The organism is Streptomyces liangshanensis (genome assembly GCF_011694815.1).
Taxonomy (GTDB): Bacteria; Actinomycetota; Actinomycetes; order Streptomycetales; family Streptomycetaceae; genus Streptomyces; species Streptomyces liangshanensis.
Genome location: NZ_CP050177.1, coordinates 4,656,075 through 4,674,744, shown reverse-complemented (window position 1 = coordinate 4,674,744; position 18,670 = coordinate 4,656,075). Strand labels below are relative to the sequence as shown.

At 70.6% G+C, this 18,670-nt stretch carries 16 protein-coding genes, 1 tRNA gene and 1 pseudogene; 6 read left to right on the top strand and 12 right to left on the bottom strand.

Annotated features, from left to right (window positions below; genetic code table 11):
- Positions 1-31 precede the first annotated feature (31 nt).
- Complete coding sequence (locus HA039_RS20300; RefSeq protein WP_167031950.1) at positions 32-538, bottom strand: DUF5949 family protein; 507 nt, start codon at positions 536-538, stop codon at positions 32-34.
- Positions 539-715: 177 nt separating this feature from the next.
- Between HA039_RS20300 and HA039_RS20295 the strand changes: the two genes are divergently transcribed.
- The 3 genes from HA039_RS20295 (at position 716) to HA039_RS20285 (ending at position 3,993) form a co-directional block, all read left to right on the top strand.
- A complete protein-coding gene (locus tag HA039_RS20295) occupies positions 716-2,080 on the top strand; it encodes a cytochrome P450 (RefSeq protein ID WP_167031947.1) in 1,365 nt (454 codons plus the stop codon).
- 56 nt (positions 2,081-2,136) lie between these two features.
- Positions 2,137-2,625: a GNAT family N-acetyltransferase gene (locus tag HA039_RS20290; protein WP_167031943.1), complete on the top strand. Its 489-nt coding sequence runs from the start codon at positions 2,137-2,139 to the stop codon at positions 2,623-2,625.
- Positions 2,626-2,904: 279 nt separating this feature from the next.
- Positions 2,905-3,993, top strand: coding sequence for a DUF3103 family protein (locus tag HA039_RS20285; protein WP_243869610.1), 1,089 nt, complete (start codon positions 2,905-2,907; stop codon positions 3,991-3,993).
- Between the two features lie 58 nt (positions 3,994-4,051).
- Here the strand turns inward: HA039_RS20285 and HA039_RS20280 are convergent, their stop codons facing one another.
- Positions 4,052-4,513: a hypothetical protein gene (locus HA039_RS20280; protein ID WP_167031940.1), complete on the bottom strand. Its 462-nt coding sequence runs from the start codon at positions 4,511-4,513 to the stop codon at positions 4,052-4,054.
- 103 nt (positions 4,514-4,616) lie between these two features.
- Positions 4,617-5,096, bottom strand: a pseudogene (locus HA039_RS20275) (DUF4240 domain-containing protein); the annotation flags it as partial.
- 47 nt (positions 5,097-5,143) lie between these two features.
- On the opposite strand from HA039_RS20275, the gene HA039_RS20270 reads away from it, so the two are divergent.
- Positions 5,144-6,448 (top strand): hypothetical protein, encoded by a 1,305-nt coding sequence (locus HA039_RS20270; protein WP_167031934.1) that lies wholly within the window; start codon positions 5,144-5,146, stop codon positions 6,446-6,448.
- A gap of 193 nt (positions 6,449-6,641) precedes the next feature.
- On the opposite strand, the gene HA039_RS20265 is transcribed toward HA039_RS20270, so the two are convergent.
- The 8 genes from HA039_RS20265 to galU all read right to left on the bottom strand — a co-directional run bounded on the left by HA039_RS20265 (position 6,642) and on the right by galU (position 12,943).
- A complete protein-coding gene (locus HA039_RS20265) occupies positions 6,642-7,106 on the bottom strand; it encodes a hypothetical protein (RefSeq protein WP_243869608.1) in 465 nt (154 codons plus the stop codon).
- 226 nt (positions 7,107-7,332) lie between these two features.
- Positions 7,333-7,406, bottom strand: a tRNA-Ala gene (locus HA039_RS20260).
- 84 nt (positions 7,407-7,490) lie between these two features.
- Positions 7,491-8,729 (bottom strand): divisome protein SepX/GlpR, encoded by a 1,239-nt coding sequence (gene sepX, locus HA039_RS20255; protein WP_167031931.1) that lies wholly within the window; start codon positions 8,727-8,729, stop codon positions 7,491-7,493.
- A gap of 141 nt (positions 8,730-8,870) precedes the next feature.
- Positions 8,871-9,497: a GNAT family N-acetyltransferase gene (locus HA039_RS20250; protein WP_167031928.1), complete on the bottom strand. Its 627-nt coding sequence runs from the start codon at positions 9,495-9,497 to the stop codon at positions 8,871-8,873.
- Entirely contained in the window at positions 9,494-10,009 is a 516-nt protein-coding gene (locus tag HA039_RS20245) for a MogA/MoaB family molybdenum cofactor biosynthesis protein (RefSeq protein ID WP_167031925.1), read from the bottom strand. The genes HA039_RS20250 and HA039_RS20245 overlap by 4 nt, the downstream gene beginning before the upstream one ends.
- Positions 10,006-10,461 (bottom strand): cyclic pyranopterin monophosphate synthase MoaC, encoded by a 456-nt coding sequence (moaC, locus tag HA039_RS20240; protein ID WP_243870189.1) that lies wholly within the window; start codon positions 10,459-10,461, stop codon positions 10,006-10,008. The genes HA039_RS20245 and moaC overlap by 4 nt, the downstream gene beginning before the upstream one ends.
- A gap of 240 nt (positions 10,462-10,701) precedes the next feature.
- The gene (gene glp / locus HA039_RS20235; protein WP_243869606.1) at positions 10,702-12,036 is read right to left on the bottom strand and encodes a molybdotransferase-like divisome protein Glp; all 1,335 of its coding nucleotides are present in this window, start codon (positions 12,034-12,036) and stop codon (positions 10,702-10,704) included.
- Positions 12,037-12,040: 4 nt separating this feature from the next.
- Complete coding sequence (galU, locus tag HA039_RS20230) at positions 12,041-12,943, bottom strand: UTP--glucose-1-phosphate uridylyltransferase GalU (RefSeq protein WP_167031915.1); 903 nt, start codon at positions 12,941-12,943, stop codon at positions 12,041-12,043.
- A 116-nt stretch (positions 12,944-13,059) separates the two neighbouring features.
- Here galU and HA039_RS20225 point away from each other — a divergent pair, with 116 nt between their 5' ends.
- A complete protein-coding gene (locus tag HA039_RS20225; protein WP_167031912.1) occupies positions 13,060-13,650 on the top strand; it encodes a 5-formyltetrahydrofolate cyclo-ligase in 591 nt (196 codons plus the stop codon).
- A 90-nt stretch (positions 13,651-13,740) separates the two neighbouring features.
- On the opposite strand, the gene HA039_RS20220 is transcribed toward HA039_RS20225, so the two are convergent.
- Positions 13,741-16,644, bottom strand: a complete 2,904-nt coding sequence (locus HA039_RS20220) for a penicillin acylase family protein (RefSeq protein ID WP_208298664.1) — start codon at positions 16,642-16,644, stop codon at positions 13,741-13,743.
- A 214-nt stretch (positions 16,645-16,858) separates the two neighbouring features.
- Here HA039_RS20220 and HA039_RS20215 point away from each other — a divergent pair, with 214 nt between their 5' ends.
- Positions 16,859-18,400, top strand: a complete 1,542-nt coding sequence (locus HA039_RS20215; RefSeq protein ID WP_167037199.1) for a potassium/proton antiporter — start codon at positions 16,859-16,861, stop codon at positions 18,398-18,400.
- The last annotated feature ends 270 nt before the right edge of the window (positions 18,401-18,670 follow it).

Genomic DNA, 18,670 nt, shown 5'->3' with positions numbered 1-18,670 from the left:
TCCCTTTACGCGTTCGCCGGGCGGTACGGATTCAGCCGCGCAGGCTCCGTACCGGCAGCAGGCAGTGCGCGGCGCTGGAAAGGACCTCGTCGTCGCCGACGAAGGCCCGCAACTGCTCCTCGGTGACGGGCTTTCCCGGCGTTCCCGACGTCCACGGGCGGGTGGCGACCATGAAGTAGACCTGCCCGATCCCCCGGGCGTCCTCCTCCCACTCCGGCGGGACGGGGCACTGCGCGTTGAGGTACGGCATGGTCAGGACGGCCCGTCCGGCCTCCACCAGCAGCTTGATCCCGAGGCCGGGGTTGCGGCCGACGTCCACCAGGTCGCCGCCGGGCTTCAGCCCGACCTCGCCGAGGACGGTCCGCATCGTCTCCTCGCCGACCTCCGGCCCCTCGCGGCCGTCACCCAGTGAATAGGCGAGCAGATAGGGCGCGTTGCGTTCTTCGTCGGTCGGGTCGCTGGTCCACGGAATCACCGAAAGGGTACCCAGGAGAGGGGTGTACTTGAGGGTGTTCGCGGCGGTGTGGGGAGTGGTCATGCTCCCGCACAGTAGCGGCCCGCGGGGAATGTCCGTGAGCCCGCTTCACCCGAGTGGGCGAGCGCACTCCTTTCTCGTTCTCCTGTACGAGAGTTGGTCCCCCGCCCGGACCTCCTTTTCGTGGCAAGCTCCTTGACCACGCGCGACCACGGTCACACCGATCGGAAGGGAATTCCCATGACCACGCTGGCGGAACAGGCCGCGGTAGAGGGAGAAGAGCCGGGAAGACCGCGACCGGATCTCGGAGATCCGTCGTTCTGGCAACTCCCGCACGCCGAAAGGCTGCGCGCATTCGCGCTGCTGCGCCAATGGGAGGCGCCTCAGTACTTCGTGGAGCGGGAAAGGGGCCGGGGGCGGCGGGAGCGGGGATTCCACGCGCTGGTCCGGCACGCGGACGTGGTCGAGGCGAGCCGTAACCCCGAGGTGTTCGCCAGCGCGCCGGGCGCCACGACGCCCGAGCCGGCCCGCTGGGTGCGCGCCCTGTTCGGCGACTCCCTGGTCAATCTGGACGGGCCCCGGCACGCGCAGCTGCGCCGTATCGTCTCCCGGTCCTTCACCCCGCGCATCCTCGGGCGTACGGAGGAGGACATCCGGGCGGTGGCGGCCCGGATCGTCGACGACGTGCTGGCGGAGGGGGGTGCGGGGGCCGGGGGTACGGGGGCCGGGGGCGGGGCTCTCGGTGACCGGGCGGGGGACTTCGTCACGGCCGTCGCGTCCCGGATGCCGTTCGAGGTCATCTGCAACCTGATGGGCATCCCGGAGGCGGAACGGCCCGCGATCCTCGGCCAGGTGAACCGCGCCTCGGGCGACACGGGGGTGGCGCGCGCGGCCCGCGACCGGTTCCGGATGCCGGGCAAGGGGCTGCGGGCGCTGGCCTCGATGCAGGGCATGGTGGCGGACCTGGGGCGGGAGCGGCGCAAGAACCCCACGGACGACCTGGTCTCGATGCTGGTCAGCGCCGACATCGACGGGCAGTCGCTGACGGGCCGTCAACTGGGCGCCTTCTTCTCGCTCCTGATGGTCGCGGGCGTCGAGACGACCCGTAACGCCATCGCGCACGGCCTGGACCTGCTCACCCGCCATCCGGCGCAACGGGCCCTGCTGGTGGAGGACTTCGACCGGTACGCGGACGGCGCGACGGAGGAGATCGTGCGGCACTCGACGCCGATCATCCAGTTCCGGCGCACGCTCACCCGCGACCACCGGATGAACGGCCACGCCTTCCGCAAGGGCGACAAGGTGGTGCTCTTCTACGCGTCGGCCAACCGCGACGAGGCCGTCTTCACCGACCCGGACGCCTTCGACATCACGCGCAGCCCGAACCCGCATGTCGGGTACGGGGGCGGGGGGCCGCACTACTGCCTGGGCACGTACCTCGCCAAGCAGGAGATGAAGGCGCTGTTCCGCGAGCTGCTGACGCGGGCGCCGGACCTGCGCGCGACGGGCGCGCCGGTGCTGGTGCCGTCGAACTTCGACAACCGGGTGCGGTCGATGCCGTACGCGCTCGGGGAGGGAGGGAACGGGCAGGGAGGGAACGGCTGACCCCGCTCGCCGTAAACCGTTCGGCGCTGATGCGGCCCGCATGCCATGGTGTCCGGATGTTGATCCGAGACACCACGGCCGCGGACTGGCCCGCCATCTGGCCCTTCTTCCGGGACATCGTCGCCGCGGGCGACACCTTCACCTACCCGGTCGACCTGACCGAGGAGGGCGGGCGGGACATGTGGCTCCTGTCGGCCCCGAACCGTACGGTCGTCGCCGTCGACGACGACGGGACGGTCCTCGGTACGGCGAAGATGAACGCGAACCAGATGGGCAACGGCGCGCACGTCGCGAGCGCGAGCTACATGGTGGACCCGGCGCGCTCCGGGCAGGGCGTGGGCCGCGCGCTGTGCGAGCACTCGGTGGAGTGGGCGCGGGCGGCGGGGTTCAGGGGGATGCAGTTCAACGCGGTGGTGGAGACGAACGAGCACGCGGTGAGGCTGTACCGCTCGCTGGGCTTCGAGGTGGTGGGCACGGTGCCCGGGGCGTTCCGGCATCCGGCCAAGGGGTACGTGGGGCTGCACGTGATGCATCTGGTGCTCTGAGCGCGCCCGCGTTTGTTCACCTGGGCGCCCTTGTGCATTTGACATGCCACGGACATGCTTTTCACGGCGCTGTCTACCCGCATAGATCGATCCGGCGCAATCCTGAACGCTCCCGTACCGCCCCGTACGGCCCCCACACCGCCGCCGCGCCGAGAGGCACGGGCGGCCGGCCTCCAGGAGGATCGCTTGAGCCCGTTCCGCATGTCGCGCACACCCCGCGCACGCCGCCGTGCCCTCGCTCTCGCACTCTGCGCCGCCGCTGTCGCCACGCTGCAAGGCGTGGCGTCGCCGACGGCGGGCGCGGCACCGATCTCCGCACCGTCCACGGTCGGGGTCATCGAGGACAGCACGGCGCGCGCGTTCGCCGCCTCGCTCAGTGAGGGGAGTTGGCGGACCCAGGTGCGTACCGCCGCGCTCGCCTCGGACGAGGTCGACCTGCGCGCGCTGACGAGCCGTACCCGCACCGGCGCGGGAAGCGCCCTCGAACCGGCCGTCGCGACCGCCGACCGCCGCATCGCCGAGGCCAAGGGCCTCGCGTCCGACACGGGCTCGCTGCTGCGCCTGCGCCTGGCGTCCCCGTCCATGCGCGCCGAACTGGCCTCGGGTACGGCCCCGTTGGTGGCGGCGGCCGCCACGGAGGACGGCGCGGAGACGATCACCGCGTACGACAGCCGGGGCCGCGCCCACACGCTGGACGCCGACCGTGTCCCGGACCGCCCGGTGTACGTGGTGGACATCGACGGGGCGCGGGCGACGGAGGCGGGCCTGAGGACGCTGAACAAGGAGCTGACGGCCAGGGGCATACCGGCCCCCGCGCCCTCCGCCACACGCACCCCCACACGCACCAGCGAGAAGTCCCCCACCTCCTCCCTCTCCGCGGGCTTCTGGACCACAAAGATCGACTCGGTCCGGCTGTCGAACGACGAGGAGCCCTGGGTCTCGGGCGACGCGGAGGTCTTCTCGATCGTCAGCGGCTTCGGTTTCGACGGCAAGGTGCGCGTCGACACGGTCGACATGCCGTACCTGGACAACGACGGCACGACGTACAACCCGAACCAGATCCTCGTGAACTGGTCCTCCTACAAGTACAACCTCGCCGACGTCGTGATGATGGAGGACGACGGCGACACCAACTACCAGGCTCTGGCCAAGGCCCTGGCGGACGCCCTGCTCACCATCACCGACCTGGGCGCCTACATCCCCCTGGTGAACGCGATCCTCGACGCGATCCCCGCCTCCTGGTACACCAACGACCCCGACTACGTGGACTCCTGGTACACCCTGTCCCAGACCTCCTCGGGCCCCCTCACCGGCGCCCGCGCCAACGGCACCCTGACGGTGTCCCCGTACTACGTGACCCAGTTCTGACCCACCGCACCCGCCCCCGGTTCGCCCGCCCGAACCGGGGGCGGCCTCAGCGCGCCGCCTACACCACCACGCGACCGACCTCCACATCGAACCCGAGCGCCGGGGGGCCGCACTCACCGCCCTCGGAATGCACCAGCACGGACTTCCCCAGCCGCAGACCGAGCACCCGCAGGAAGCCGCAGAACGCGTCCAGTCGTTCCTGGCCCTGGATCTCCCGCAGGTCGACGTCGATCTCGTCCGCCGCCGAGAACCGGAAGATCGCCAGCATGCCGGCAACGGGCCAGACCCTGAGCTCCGGGCATTCGGCGCCAGCCGGGCGGGACAGAACCACCTCCGCCCGGGGCAGCGGCAACACCACCCCACCCTCGGAGTACCGACACGCCCAACCACGCTCACCAACGAGGTCGAGCACCATCTGCCACCCGCCCACCGAGGCCCCGGCCACCACCACATCGGGCAGCGCCCCCATCAACTCCGGGTCGAAGAAGCACTTCACGTCATCCCACAGCAGCCCAGGCACCCCACCATGCTGCCCCGACCCCCCACCGGAACGCGGCCCGGTTCCGTACCACTCCCCAAGCAGACGTACGAGGTCAGAAACGCCGTCGTGGAGTCGTGGAGGTCTACTTCCCACCCGACGCGGTCAGCGCGGTCAGGGCAGCGAGCCTGCGCGACATCTCGTCCTCGTCGTCGAAATCGAAGTTCCAGGCGGGGTCTCGGTACAAGTCCGGGTACCGGATGGTGAAGGCGTCGGCGGGAAGCTCCTGACCGGTCACCGCCAAATGCGCGTTCCAGGCGACGCTCAGCATCTCCTCGCAGTCGAAGTCAGCCCCCTCCCCCGCGGCGGCGCGGACGTCCGGGAGTTCGGCGAGCGAGTCGGGGGCATCAAGGACGCGCTCGAACGTCGTACGCCCCTGGGCTATCAACCACCCGCGGAAGTAGTCGAACCCGTCGTCCGAGCACCCGCCGTTGAGCACGTACGCGGCGGCCCACAGCGGATTCCGGTAGGAGTCGGCCATCAGATCCCACAGGACCTGCTGCGTCGCGACGATCTCCTGGGGTGAGCGCCGAGCAAGCAACGCGGCCACTCGCCCGGCGACTTCGGAGCCGCCCTGCGAGCGATGTCGGACCGGGTCGCTAGCGTGTTCGCATGTCTCGTGACGACGATCTGACCGCCCGCGCCGCGGAGCCGGACTTCTGGCCCTTGTACCTCTTCGACGACCACGCGATGGAGGCCTACGAGGAGGCCAGGGAGAACGAGGAAGAGGAGGGCGAGGAGGCGGAGGACGAGGTCCTCCGGGCGGCCTTCTGGTTGGATCACGACCTGGGGCTGGAGCTGGAGTTCGAGCCCGGCGTCGCCTACGTCAACCTCGCCGTCCGCTCGCCCCGGACCGCCGAGGCCGAGACCGTGGGCTGGGACGACCTGGCCCACTTCCACCCCCACGTCATGCCCTGGTCCGAACTGGACCTGCTGTGCCGCGCGGCAGCCCTGCACAACCCGGCCCTGCGGCATCCGGGCCCGATGCTGGCGCTGCTGCTGCGTTTCGCGTTCCTCACCGAGAACGAGAACCTGGACGCGGTCACCCCACTCGCGAACGCGGCCTTCGCCGCGGTCCGGCCCGCGGCAACGGACAAGCCAGCAGCCCCCGGAGCGCTGGCGGCCATCCGGTCGGAGACCCGCGACTGGTTCGACCTACGCGACCTCCGCAGCACCGGAATCGAGTGGCGGACCCGACCCGACGGCCACCGAGCGGTGACCCAGCACGATCGCGACGGACTGCCGCTGTACTCCCTGAGGGAGCCCGAGTCGAAGGAGTTCCCGTTCGCCGCCTGGTCCGCCCTCCTAGCCCGCGCGACGGACCGACTCACCTCCATACGAACGAATCCCGCACTCCATACCCCCGACGTACAGTCCTCCCTCAACCTCTGCACACAACCGAACGGCCACCACCACCTGGCCCCTCTCGCCTCCGCGCTGTCCCGCGCGGGCTTCGACCACCCGACGCTGCTCCGCGCGCTGTCCCAGCCGATCGCGTCGGCGGAGGCGGCCTGGGCCGTGGAAACGCTTGCGGGCCTGGAACAGGGCGAGCTGATAGCCACCTGGCACGGCCCCAGCCCCTTGGCCGGCAGTAGCTCCTGGCGGCTGACCCTCACCCTGCCCGCCGCCGGACACCCCTGGCGCTTCGCACAGGACTTCGCCGCGGAACTCTCCACCGCGCTCCAGACAGCCGACCTGGGCCGAGCGGAGACCGGCGGCAGCACCTCCGTAAAGAACGAGCACGGCAGCTACGTCCACCATTCCGACCGCCTGGACGTACTGATCAGAGACGACCTACCAGCCGGCGTACAACTGATCTCCCAACTCCTGCACCACCACCAAGCAGCGAAATCAGCCACCCTGAAACACACAGAGCCCCCATACACCCCCATCCCCCTCCCCACCCCAACCCCCTAACCCCGCCACCCCCCAAAGCGAACCCACGCAGGACCTGCGCCCGCCGCACGGCGAAGCGCCCTGAAGGCCCGGCTCCCGCGCCGCCGGCCAGGTCCGCCGGCTCGAACGAAAACGGTCCGGAAACGCCGAAATCCCGTCCGGTCGATCAGACCGGACGGGATCTCGCTAACCACTCCCGAGCCCTCAATGCGAACTACCGGCGAGGTGGTCCGGGCGCGGTGGTTGCTGTACTTCGCTGCTGTACTGCTGCTACAGGCGGTCCCTCGAACGGCACCACAACAACCTGAACATCGTCTTCGTAGATGATCCGACCGGGCGATGGCGACTCGATGCGCTCGCACCGCACTCCGTGGACGTCCAGAATCTCCAGGTAGCCAGACACCCGGTCGATCAGGTGGGTAGCGGTGCTCTTGAACCAAGCCACCGCACCGGGGTGCAGTTCGTGGTCGTACACCCTGGGGTCGGTAGTCGATGGGTCGGGATAGGCCGCGTCGTACCAGTCGTTGTTGGCTCGCCAGAACCGGTACTCGTCCTCGCTGAGCTTCCCGTCACGAGCAAGGCCGTTGGCCAGAGCGAACACGCCGGGAAAATGGCCGCGCCGACTCCGGACCACTCCCTGAAAGCGTACGTATAGGCGATCCCGCACGGGTCTCCTCATCTCTCGCCCACCTGGTCTCGCGCGCGAAAGCGCCACAGTAGCCACCACTCGCCCCAGCTGCCATCCCGCGGTGACGACGGAGGTCTACACCCACATCTCCTCGGAGGCCACGCGCAAGGCCCTGCGCAAGCTCGGGAGTCATCTCGGCAATCAAGATCCGAAGTAGCTGCTGTACGGCACAGAAAAGCCCCTACCGGGTCTCCCCGGTAGGGGCTTTGAGCTGCGGTGGACCTGAGGGGATTCGAACCCCTGACCCCCTCGATGCGAACGAGGTGCGCTACCAGACTGCGCTACAGGCCCTTGCAACGAGTGAAACCTTAGCACCCCCGTCGCCGTGCCCGGAAATCCGTTGGTGGCGGTCGGCGGCTGGTCACGGGGTGGTCGTCACTCGTTGGCCGCTCGGGGGCGGTCGCCCTCCTCGTACTGGTCGAAGAGGGGGGTCCTGCCCCGGTCGCGGTTGCGGCGGGGTGGTGGGGTGCGGGAGGCCGGGGGCTGCGGGGCGGCCTCCGGGGTGGGTTCCGCCGTGGAGGAGCGGGCCGCGCTCCAGGTCTCGGGGTCGCCGACCTCGACTCCGCCGTTCGCGCGGGGCGCGACGGGGGCCGTCACGTACGTCGGGAGCGGGACCGGGACGGGCTCCCAGCTGTCGCCGCGCGCCGGGCCGCGTTCGCGCTGCTGGTCCACCCACTCCGCGTGGTCCGTCTGCTCGACCAGGGCGCGGCGGCCCGCCTCCTGCGGCGAGACCGTCACCGGGGGCGCCGTGTCGGGCGAGGATTCCGGCTCCTCCTCGTCCGGCTCCCCCGCTCCGGTGCCGGCGCCGCCGGCGGGCGACGGCTGGTGGCGGCGCGGCCGGTTCTCCCGCAGGCGCTGCGCCGCCGCCTCGGCCCTGCGCCGGTCCATGGTGAAGGCGAAGCGCCGTCGCTCCTGGCCGCGCAGATGCACGATGTAGACGCTGAGCAGGACCGCCGGGACGGCCGGTGCCCAGAGCAGTCCCAGGCCTCCCACGGCGGCCACGATCGCGCCGAGGGTGAAGGCCAGGAAGAGGAGGACGGTGGTACGGCGCCGGCGCGCGAGGACCTGCGAGCGCCGGGCGCGTTCCGCCGCGGCGCCCGACTGGCGTCCCGCGCGCGGGACCCGTACCGGACGGGCCGTACGGGACCTGCGCTCCCGACGCGCGGGCGCGGGGTCGGGATCGGGGTCCGGGACGGGGGCGTGGACCTGTGCCGGTGCCGCCTGGGCCGCCGCCTGCCGGGGCGGCGCGGGGCGCTGCGCCGGGGGCCGGGCGGGCGGTGCCTGGAGGTTGCCGCGAAGCTCGGTGGGGATCTCCAGGCGCGCCTCGGTCCGGTCCGGGGGCGCGGAGAAGGCCCGGACGTCGACGGAGCTCATCGACTCCGTCCGAGCGTCCGGTTCGACGTCGGAACCCGCCTCCTCGGCGGCACGTTCCTGTAGCTCCCTGGCGTAACGACGCTCCATGGCGCCCCGGCCGGACAGCAACCGGATCGCGGTGCTGAACCGTTCCGTCGGGCGTGCCTCGTTGAGCTCGTCCTGCCTGCGGAGCCACATCGGCACCAAGTAGGCGGCCCAGGCCCCGACGATGACTGCGTAGATGAGGCCGCTGCTGCTCACGGTTCACACCGTAGAGGGGTTCGCGCGAGGGCATCCGCCAATTGGGCCGGTGTGTCGCACGATCTGGCTGATATCACGGACTTTTTTTGTGATTGTTCGGATCGCTTGATGGTCACATCGGACCGGATTCGAACACTTATGTCATTTCCTTGACGTTCCCGGCCTCCGCGCCTGGTGCCAGCGGTGCACCAGCCCCTCCGGGGCCTCCTCCGCCGTGAGTACGTAAATGAGATGATCCCGCCACGCTCCGTCGATGTGGAGATAGCGCGGGCGCAGCCCCTCCTCGCGGAATCCCAGTTTTTCGACGACGCGGCGGCTCGGCCCGTTCTCGGGGCGGATGCAGATCTCGACGCGGTGCAGCCCGACCGAACGGAAGCAGTGGTCGACCGCCATGGCCACCGCCGTCGGCATGACGCCGCGGCCGGCGACCTCACGGTCCACCCAGTAGCCGACGTGCCCCGAGCACATGGACCCCCAGGTGATCCCGGCGACGGTCAACTGCCCGACCAGCCGCCCCTGGTACTCGATGACGAACGGCAGCATCCGGCCCGCGTTCGCCTCGGCACGCAGGTGACGGACCATCTGGCGGTACGTGGGGCGCTGGGCGAGCGGCGCACCCGGGGCGGGCGGCGGGATCGTCGCCTCCCAAGGACGGAGCCAGTCGCGGTTGCGCCGGTTGACCTCTCGCCAGGCGCGCTGGTCGCGCATCCTTATCGGACGGAGCGTCACGTCTCCGTCCACCAGCAGCGCGGGCCAGGAGGGGTTCATCCGGAGGTACGGGGGTGATCGCCGCCGCGGAGCTGGTCCACGGCATGGGTGAGGAGCTTCCCGAGGACCGCGAGGCCGTCGCGCACGCCGCCGGACGAGCCCGGCAGGTTGACGATCAGCGTCCGGCCGGCCACGCCCGCCAGCCCGCGCGAGAGTGCGGCGGTGGGGACCTTGGCGGCGCCCTGGGCGCGGATGGCCTCCGGGATGCCGGGGACCTCGTGGTCCAGGACACGCCGGGTGACGTCCGGGGTGCGGTCCGTGGGCGAGATGCCCGTACCGCCGGTGGTCAGGATGACGTCGTACGCGGCGGCCACGCCGTCGCGCAGCGCCCGCTCGACCGGGTCGCCGTCGGGGACGACCCGGGGGCCGTCGACCGCGAAGCCGAGCGCGGTGAGGCCTTCGACCAGGATCGGGCCGCCCGTGTCGGCGTAGACCCCGGCGGCGGCGCGGTTGGAGGCCGTGACGACCAGCGCGCGGTAGGGGGCGGTCCGGGGTGCGGAATCGTCCGTCATGCCGTACCCCCGTCACCGTCACGCGCCGCGCGCGTCCAGGTCCCCGACTTGCCGCCGGTCTTCTCCTCGACCCGTACGTCCGTGATCACGGCGCCCTTGTCGACCGCCTTGACCATGTCGACCACCGTGAGCGCGGCCACGGAGACGGCCGTGAGGGCCTCCATCTCCACGCCGGTGCGGTCCGTCGTCCTGACCGTCGCCAGGATCTCCACGGCGTCGTCCGCCACCACCAGGTCCAGCGTGACGCCCGAGAGGGCGAGCGGGTGGCAGAGCGGGATCAGGTCCGGGGTCCGCTTGGCGCCCATGATGCCGGCGATACGGGCCGTGGCGAGGGCGTCCCCCTTGGGCACTCCCCCGCCCCTGAGCAGCTCGACGACACGCGGCGAGACCAGGACGCGTCCGCTGGCGCGGGCGGTGCGCGCGGTGACGTCCTTCGCCGAGACGTCGACCATGCGGGCCGCGCCGGACGCGTCGATGTGGGTCAGGCTCTCCGCCGGTCCCTCCGGCAACGAGCCCGACGGAGGGGCTGTCGGCGGGGCGGCCGACGGGACTGACGGAGGGTCTTGCTGAGAGTCTTGCTGAGAGGGTCCGGAGGTCTCCCCCCGGTTAAACGCGGTCATTGCTGTGAGCGCTCCCGGTCCGGGCCCGAGAGGGCCTGTGTGGGCTGACACGCTACCGCCACCATGAGGCCGTCAACCGATCAGCACCACGTCGAGTTCCGTACCGGGTTCGACCGAGACGGCCTCCTCGGGGACGACGGCCAGCGCGTCGGCATGGGCGAGGGCCGCCACCAGGTGGGACCCGGCGCCGCCGACCGGCGCGATCGTGCCCGCCTCCGGGTCGTACTTGGCCCGCAGGAACTGCCGCCTGCCGCTCGGCGAGGACAGCGGCTTGTCGCTGACCAGCGTCGCGCGGACCGTCGGCCGGTGGACGTCCTCCAGGCCCATCAGGGCGCGGATCGCGGGCCGTACGAACAACTCGAAGGAGACGTAGCACGAGACCGGGTTCCCGGGCAGCGCGAGCAGCGGGACGTGCTCCGCGCCGATCGAGCCGAAGCCCTGCGGCTTGCCCGGCTGCATCGCGAGCTTGCGGAAGTCGATGCCGCTGCCCGGCTCGTCCTCGTCTCCTACGGAGGACAGCGCTTCCTTGACGACGTCGTACGCCCCGACGCTGACGCCGCCCGTGGTGACGAGCAGGTCGGCGCGGATCAGCTGGTCCTCGATGGTGGCGCGGAGGGTCTCCGCGTCGTCCGTGACGGCCCCGACGCGGTACGCGATGGCGCCCGCGTCCCGGGCCGCGGCGGTGAGCGCGAAGCTGTTCGAGTCGTAGATCTGCCCCGTACCCAACGGCTCGCCGGGCTGGACCAGCTCGCTGCCGGTGGACAGGACGACGACGCGCGGGCGCGGCCGTACCCGCACGGAACCCCGGCCGATGGCCGCCAGCAGCCCGATCTGCGACGGGCCCAGCACCGTCCCCGCCTTGAGGGCCAGGTCACCCGCCTGTACGTCGCTGCCCTGGGCGCGGACGTGCCCGCGGGCCTCGATCGGGCGGTAGACCCGCACCTCGCCGCTCGCGCCGCCCGGCGCGTCGCCCGCGGGGCGCATGGAGGTCGCCGGGCCCTCGCCCGTACCCCCGTCGGTCCACTCGACCGGGACGACGGCCTCGGCGCCCGGCGGGAGCGGGGCGCCGGTCATGATCCGGGCCGTCTCGCCGGGGCCGACCACGGGCAGGTCGCCGCTGCCCGCCGCGACGTCGCCGATGACGGTGAGCACGGCGGGGAACTCGTCCGTGGCGCCCGCGACATCGGCCGTACGGACCGCGTACCCGTCCATGGAACTGTTGTCGAACGGCGGCAGGGCCACCGGCACCGTGACGTCCTCGACCAGAACGCAGCCCTGGGCGTCGGGCAGTTGCAACTCGATGGGTTCGAGCGGGTGGATCGCGGCGAGGATGTCCGCGAGGTGCTCGTCCACCGACCACAGCTGCTCGTGGCGGGCCGCGGGAGCCGATTCTGCCGTGCTGCTCAAGGTGCTACATCTCCTCGCTGACGTAACTGCGGAGCCAGGCGCGGAAGTCCGGGCCCAGGTCTTCACGTTCGCATGCGAGTCTGACAATGGCACGGAGAAAGTCGCCGCGGTCCCCTGTGTCATACCTGCGGCCGGTGAAAATCACACCGTGGACCGGTCCGCCGACCTTCTCGTCCACCGAGAGCTGCTGGAGGGCGTCGGTGATCTGGATCTCGCCACCGCGGCCCGGCTCGGTCTTGCGCAGTATCTCGAAGATCGCGGGGTCGAGCACGTAGCGCCCGATGATCGCGTAGTTGCTCGGCGCGTCGGCGGCGTCGGGCTTCTCGACCAGGTCGTGGACCTTGACCACGTCACTCTCGCCCGTCGGCTCCACCGCGGCGCATCCGTAGAGGTGGATCTGCTCGGGGTCGACCGCCATGAGCGCGATGACGCTGCCGCCCTCGCGCTCCTGAACCTCCATCATGCGCGAGAGCAGCGGATCGCGCGGGTCGATCAGGTCGTCGCCCAGCAGGACCGCGAAGGGCTGGTCGCCGACGTGCGGCGCGGCGCACAGGATGGCGTGGCCGAGGCCCCTGGGGTCGCCCTGGCGCACGTAGTGCATGGTGGCCAGCTCGCTGGACTCCTGAACCTTCGCGAGCCGTTCGGCGTCACCCTTGCGGGCGAGCGCCCCCTCCAGCTCGTAGTTGCGGTCGAAGTGGTCCTCGAGGGCGCGCTTGTTGCGGCCGGTGATCATGAGCACGTCGGACAGGCCGGCGGCGGCCGCCTCCTCGACCACGTACTGGATCGCGGGCTTGTCGACCACCGGCAGCATCTCCTTGGGAGTGGCCTTGGTGGCGGGGAGGAACCGGGTGCCGAGGCCTGCGGCGGGGATGACAGCCTTGGTGATCCGGGAGGGCGACTGAGTCATGCGGACGACCCTATCCGGTGGGCTATGCGCGGAAGATGATGCTCCGGTTAACTTTCGCCGCACCTATGGGTGTACATCCGCTATCGAGAGGTTTGTGATGTCCGGTGGTGCATGAGATGTCCGGAAAGGCCGCCGTACGGAGTGAACTGCTCGCCGCGAGGGCCCTGCTGTCCAGTGAAGACGCGCGGAAGGCCGCGTCGGTTCTCGCGCGGCGGGCCGGGGATCTGGCCGAGCTGGCCGGGGCCCGTACGGTCGCCGCGTATGTCTCCGTCGGACGCGAACCCGGCACACGCGTGCTGCTCGACACGCTGCGCGCGCGGGGTGTCGCGGTGCTGCTCCCGGTGCTGCGCGCGGACAACGACCTCGACTGGGCGCGGTACGAGGGGGCGGAGCGGCTCGTACGGGCGGGGCGGGGCCTGTGGGAGCCGGACGGGGCCCGGCTCGGCCTGGACGCCGTGCTGGCGGCGGAGGTCGTGCTGCTGCCCGGGCTGGCCGTCGACGCACGCGGGATGCGACTGGGGCGGGGCGGCGGCTCGTACGACCGGGTCCTCGCCCGGCTGGAGGAGGCCGGCGCCACCCCCACGCTGGCGGTGCTGCTGTACGACGACGAGGTGCTCGCGCGGGTCCCGGAGGAGCCGCACGACCGCCCCGTGCACGCCGTGGTGACGCCCGGGGGTGTCAGGCGCTTCACCGATGTCCGTCCTTGACGATGGGGGGCCGGAGGCGGCCGCCTCCTCAGGAGGAGGGCGGCCGCCGGGCCGGGCATCACTGACGACTGCGTGACGGATTCGGCGGGGTTATGGCGTCAGCCTCAGCGTGTCGGTCGTGCTGCGTTCGACGGCGTTGGGCGTGAACGACCAGTCGAGCAGCTCGCCCTTGGCCCACTTGTCCGTCTGGTCGGTGTAGTGGGCGTTGTACGCGTGTCCCGAGGCGCCCGTCAGGTTGATCCAGCGGGACTTGTCCCAGTCCCCGACGTTGACGACCATCCGCATCGACGGGACCCAGATGACGTCGTACCCGCCCGCCGCGTTCCATCCCGTCGCGTCCACCGACGCCTCGCCGCCGCCCAGGTTCCACGGACCGCGGTTCAGTATGAACTTCAGGACGCCGGGTCCCGCCGTACCGAGGGTCTGGTTCTTGAGGGTCAACTGGTGCAGCCGGCCCCAGTTCCAGGAGGAGACGTCCTTGCCGAGGGCGGCGGTCAGCTCCCAGCGGGCGTCCGTCATGGCCCGGGCGAGCAGCTGGTCGCGGGTCTTGGTGGCGTCGTCCCTGCGGGTGGGGGCGGCCGTCCACCACGCGTTGTTGTCGTCCTTGATGATGTTGCGCACGACCTCCAGCCAGCGGTCGCCGCCGTCCGGCTGCGCCGCGTCCGGGGCACGCTGGCCGCACTCCCGTACCGCGCGCGTGTCGAGGTCGTCCACCGGGCCCGTGTTGTCGGCGGGCGGGACGGTGAGGCAGTCGCCCTTGGCGCGCAGCTCCTTGGGCAGCTTGTTGCCGAAGGCGAGCTTGAGGACGTTGCGCCAGACCGCGTTGAAGTAGGCGGCCGCCGCGGAGTCCGGTTCCTGGGTGCCGTCCCAGCCTTCGAGGAGCTTCTGCGCCTCGCGGACGGCGGGGTCCGAGATGTCGATCTTGAGCAGGTAGCTCTTCAGCAGCGTCCAGGCCGGGCTGCTGTTGTCCATCTGCATCGTCTGCATGTCATCGGTCGAGACCTTGCCGCCGTCCTTGGTCTTCGACTCGATGAGGTCGTTGATCCGCTGGCTGCGGGCGCCGTAGCCCCAGTCCTCGGTCAGCGTGTACGGGTACTTCTTCGCGTCGATGACGGCCTGGTTGGCGGTGACGATGTACCCGCGCTTGGGGTTGAACTCGTACGGCAGCTGGTCGAACGGGATCGGGTCCTTCTCCCAGTTCGCCTTCGGGTCCCAGCCGGGGGCCGGTGTCCTGCCGTCGAAGCCCTTGGCGCGGATCGGGATCGTGCCCGGCGCCTGGTAGCCGATGTTGCCCTTGGTGTCGGCGTAGATCAGGTTCTGCGAGGGGACGTCGAAGTTCGAGGCCGCCTTGCGGAACTGGGTCCAGTCCGCCGCCTTGTCCAGGTCGAAGACCGCGTCCATGGTCCTGCCCGGCTGCAACGCGGTCCATTTGAGGGCCACCGCGTAACCGGTGCCTCTGTCGGGGGCGAGATTGCCCACGGGCGCCTTGTCGCCGACCTTCTCCAGCTCGGAGTTGCGGTCCGAGACCACGGGGCCGTTGTTGGTCTCGCGGATGGTGATCTTCTTGCTGGGGCCGCCGGCGACCTTGATGGTCTCCTCGCGGGTGACGAAGCGCTTCTCGCTGTTGCCGTAGAGGTACGAGTCGCCGTTGACCTTCTCCAGGTAGAGGTCGGTCACGTCGGCGCCGAGGTTGGTGAAGCCCCAGGCGATGTTCTGGTTGTGGCCGATCACGACACCGGGCAGGCCGGAGAACGTGTAGCCGGCGACGTCGTACTGGCACTTCGGCGAGACGCTGCGGCAGTGCAGGCCCATCTGGTACCAGAGCGAGGGCATCTGGGGCGCGAGGTGCGGGTCGTTGGCGAGGAGCGGCTTGCCCGTCGTCGTGAGGGAGCCCGAGACGACCCAGGAGTTGGAGCCGATGCCGCTGCCGCTGGGGCCGAGCAGGGCCGGGATGTCGTCGAGGGTGGTGGAGAGGGAGCCGAGCTGGGAGGCCAGGGCCTGGGTGGCGTCGGCGGGGCTGCCGGAAGCGGTGTTGTCGGCACTGTTGGTGCTGATGCCGGTTCCGGTACCGACGCCGGTGCCGGTGCCTGTACCTGTGCCGTCCCCGGTGCCGGTGCCGTCCCCGAGGCCTGTGCCGGTCCCTGTCCCGTCGCCGAGGCCTGTTCCCGTACCTGTGCCGTCGCCCGTGCCGTCACCGTCGCCGGGAAGCTTGTCCGTCGGCTCGGCCTTGGGGTCGTACTTCCCGGTGACGGGGTCGATCCCGCCCTCGTCCACGATCGGGGCGTTCCGGTCGTACGGGTACGTCGGGTACAGCTCGGCGATCTGCTTCGCGCTCAGCCGGCTCGTCATGAGTGAACGGTCGATCTCGTCCTGCATGTTGCCGCGCAGGTCCCAGGACATCGCCTTGAGCCACGCCACCGAGTCGACCGGCGACCACTTCTGGGGCTTGTAGTCGTTCTTGAGGTTCAGCGCCGCGTACTCGACGGAGATGTCCTTGCCGTCACGGCCCTTGAGATAGGCGTTGACGCCCGCCGTGTACGCCTGGAGGTTCTTCTTCGTCTCCGCCGACAGCTTGGTGTCGTACTCCTTCTGCGCCACCCGGCGCCAGCCGAGCGTGCGGAGGAAGGCGTCGGTCTTCACCTCGCTCTTGCCGAACATCTCGGAGAGGCGGCCGGACGTCAGGTGACGCCGGACGTCCATCTCCCAGAAGCGGTCCTGCGCCTGGACGTAGCCCTGGGCGCGGAACAGGTCGGCGTCGGTGTCCGCGTAGATCTGCGGAACGCCGTAACTGTCCCTTCTCACTTCCACGGGGCCGGACAGGCCCTTGAGCTGGAGGGATCCCGTGGTCTGGGGGAAGGAGGCGCGGACCGTGCTCACACCCCAGTACGCGCCGAAGCCGACACCCGCAACGAGCGCCAGCACCAGCACGATCAGGATCAGACGGACGCGTCGCCCCTTCTTTTTGGCGGAAGGGGGGGCTGTGTTGGCGGGCATCGCTGTCCTTCGAGGGGCAGGGTGGTCCTGGGAATGCTGGAGCAACCATAGGCGCAGCGCTTCAACGATCAGGACTCGGTGTCATGTAGTGCGACTGATCAGACGATCACACAAGGATGAGGGGTCGATGAGGCGGCGTGGGCAGCGGTACTCGTACTGGCGATCGAGCGCGTCAAGAAAACGTTAAAGATTAGGTAAGGTAACGAAGTACCCGCTGCCGGAGGAACGATCCGGCGAGCACGAGGGGAAGGATCGGCCGCTGACTGTCCACCAGCTCAATGAACTCCTGCTCATCTGCTCCCTCGTGCTGCTGATCGCGGTCGCCGCCGTACGGATCTCGTCCCGCAGCGGCCTTCCCAGCCTGCTGCTGTACCTGGGCATCGGGATCGCCATAGGCCAGGACGGGATCTTCAACGTCAAGTTCGACAACGCCGAACTGACGCAGGTCATCGGCTATGCCGCCCTCGTCGTGATCCTGGCCGAGGGCGGTCTGGGCACGAAGTGGAAGGAAGTCGCGCCCGCGTTGCCCATGGCGGTCGTCCTGTCCACGGTCGGCGTCGCCGTGAGCATCGCGGTGACCGCCACGGCCGCCCACTATCTGGTCGGCCTGGAGTGGCGGGCGGCGCTGATCATCGCCGCCGTCGTGTCCTCCACGGACGCGGCCGCCGTCTTCTCCGTCCTGCGCAAGGTGCCCCTGCCGACCCGGGTGACCGGGGCGCTGGAGGCCGAGTCCGGTTTCAACGACGCCCCCGTGGTGATCATCGTCGTGGCGCTCTCCGCGTCCGGTCCGGTGGAGCACTGGTACATCCTGGTCGGCGAGATCGCGATGGAGTTGGCCATCGGCGCCTTCATCGGGATCGCGGTCGGGTGGATCGGCGCGTTCTGTCTGCGGCATGTGGCGCTTCCCGCCTCCGGTCTCTACCCGATCGCCGTGATGGCGATCGCCGTCTCCGCGTACGCGATCGGTGCCACGGCCCACGGCAGTGGCTTCCTCGCCGTCTATCTCGCCTCCGTCGTCCTCGGGAACTCCCGGCTGCCCCACGCGCCCGCCAATCGCGGTTTCGCCGAAGGGCTCGGCTGGATCGCCCAGATCGGCATGTTCGTCCTGCTGGGACTCCTGGTGACGCCGCACGAACTGGGCCACGACTTCTGGTCCGCCGTGATCGTCGGCCTGGTGCTGACCGCCGTGGCGCGGCCGCTGTCGGTCCTGGTGAGCCTCGCGCCCTTCCGGGTCCCCTGGCAGGAGGGGGCCCTCATGTCCTGGGCCGGGCTGCGCGGCGCCGTGCCCATCATCCTGGCGACCATCCCGATGGTGTCCGAGATCGAGGGCAGCAAGCGGATCTTCAACATCGTTTTCGTCCTTGTCGTCGTGTACACGCTGGTACAGGGGCCGACCCTGCCGTGGCTGGCCAAGGCGCTGCGGCTGGGCGGCTCCTCGGACGCCGCCGACCTGGGGATCGAATCGGCGCCGCTGGAGCGGCTGCGGGGGCATCTGCTGTCCGTGGCGATCCCGACGCGGTCGAAGATGCACGGCGTGGAGGTCGCGGAGCTGCGGCTGCCCGCCGGGTCGGCGGTGACCCTGGTCGTACGGGACGGGACGAGCTTCGTCCCCCTGCCGTCGACCGTGCTGCGCCGGGGCGACGAGCTGCTGGTCGTCGCGACGGACCCGGTGCGGGACGCGGCGGAACGGCGGCTGCGGGCGGTCGGGCAGGGCGGAAAGCTCGCCGGATGGCTGGGGACGAACGCGCGCGTCTGAGGGCTGTCCCGCCGGCCCGCCGGGGAGGGCGGGACGGCCCTGGGCAATCTCCGGCACCCCCCGGGGTCACCAGGAGTTTCCCAGCCCCGGGAAACTCCTACCTGTACGATGAAGGCGCACTTGATCAACCACCTCTGCCTGACGCAGAGCTGGCGCGACCGCACGGCGGCCGCGGCGCCCCCACGGTGGGCCCCGGTATCTACCGCAGATCCGCGCAAGAGGACAGCTCTCGGCCGCCCCCGCACACGCGGGGGCCCGCTACCAGGCGGC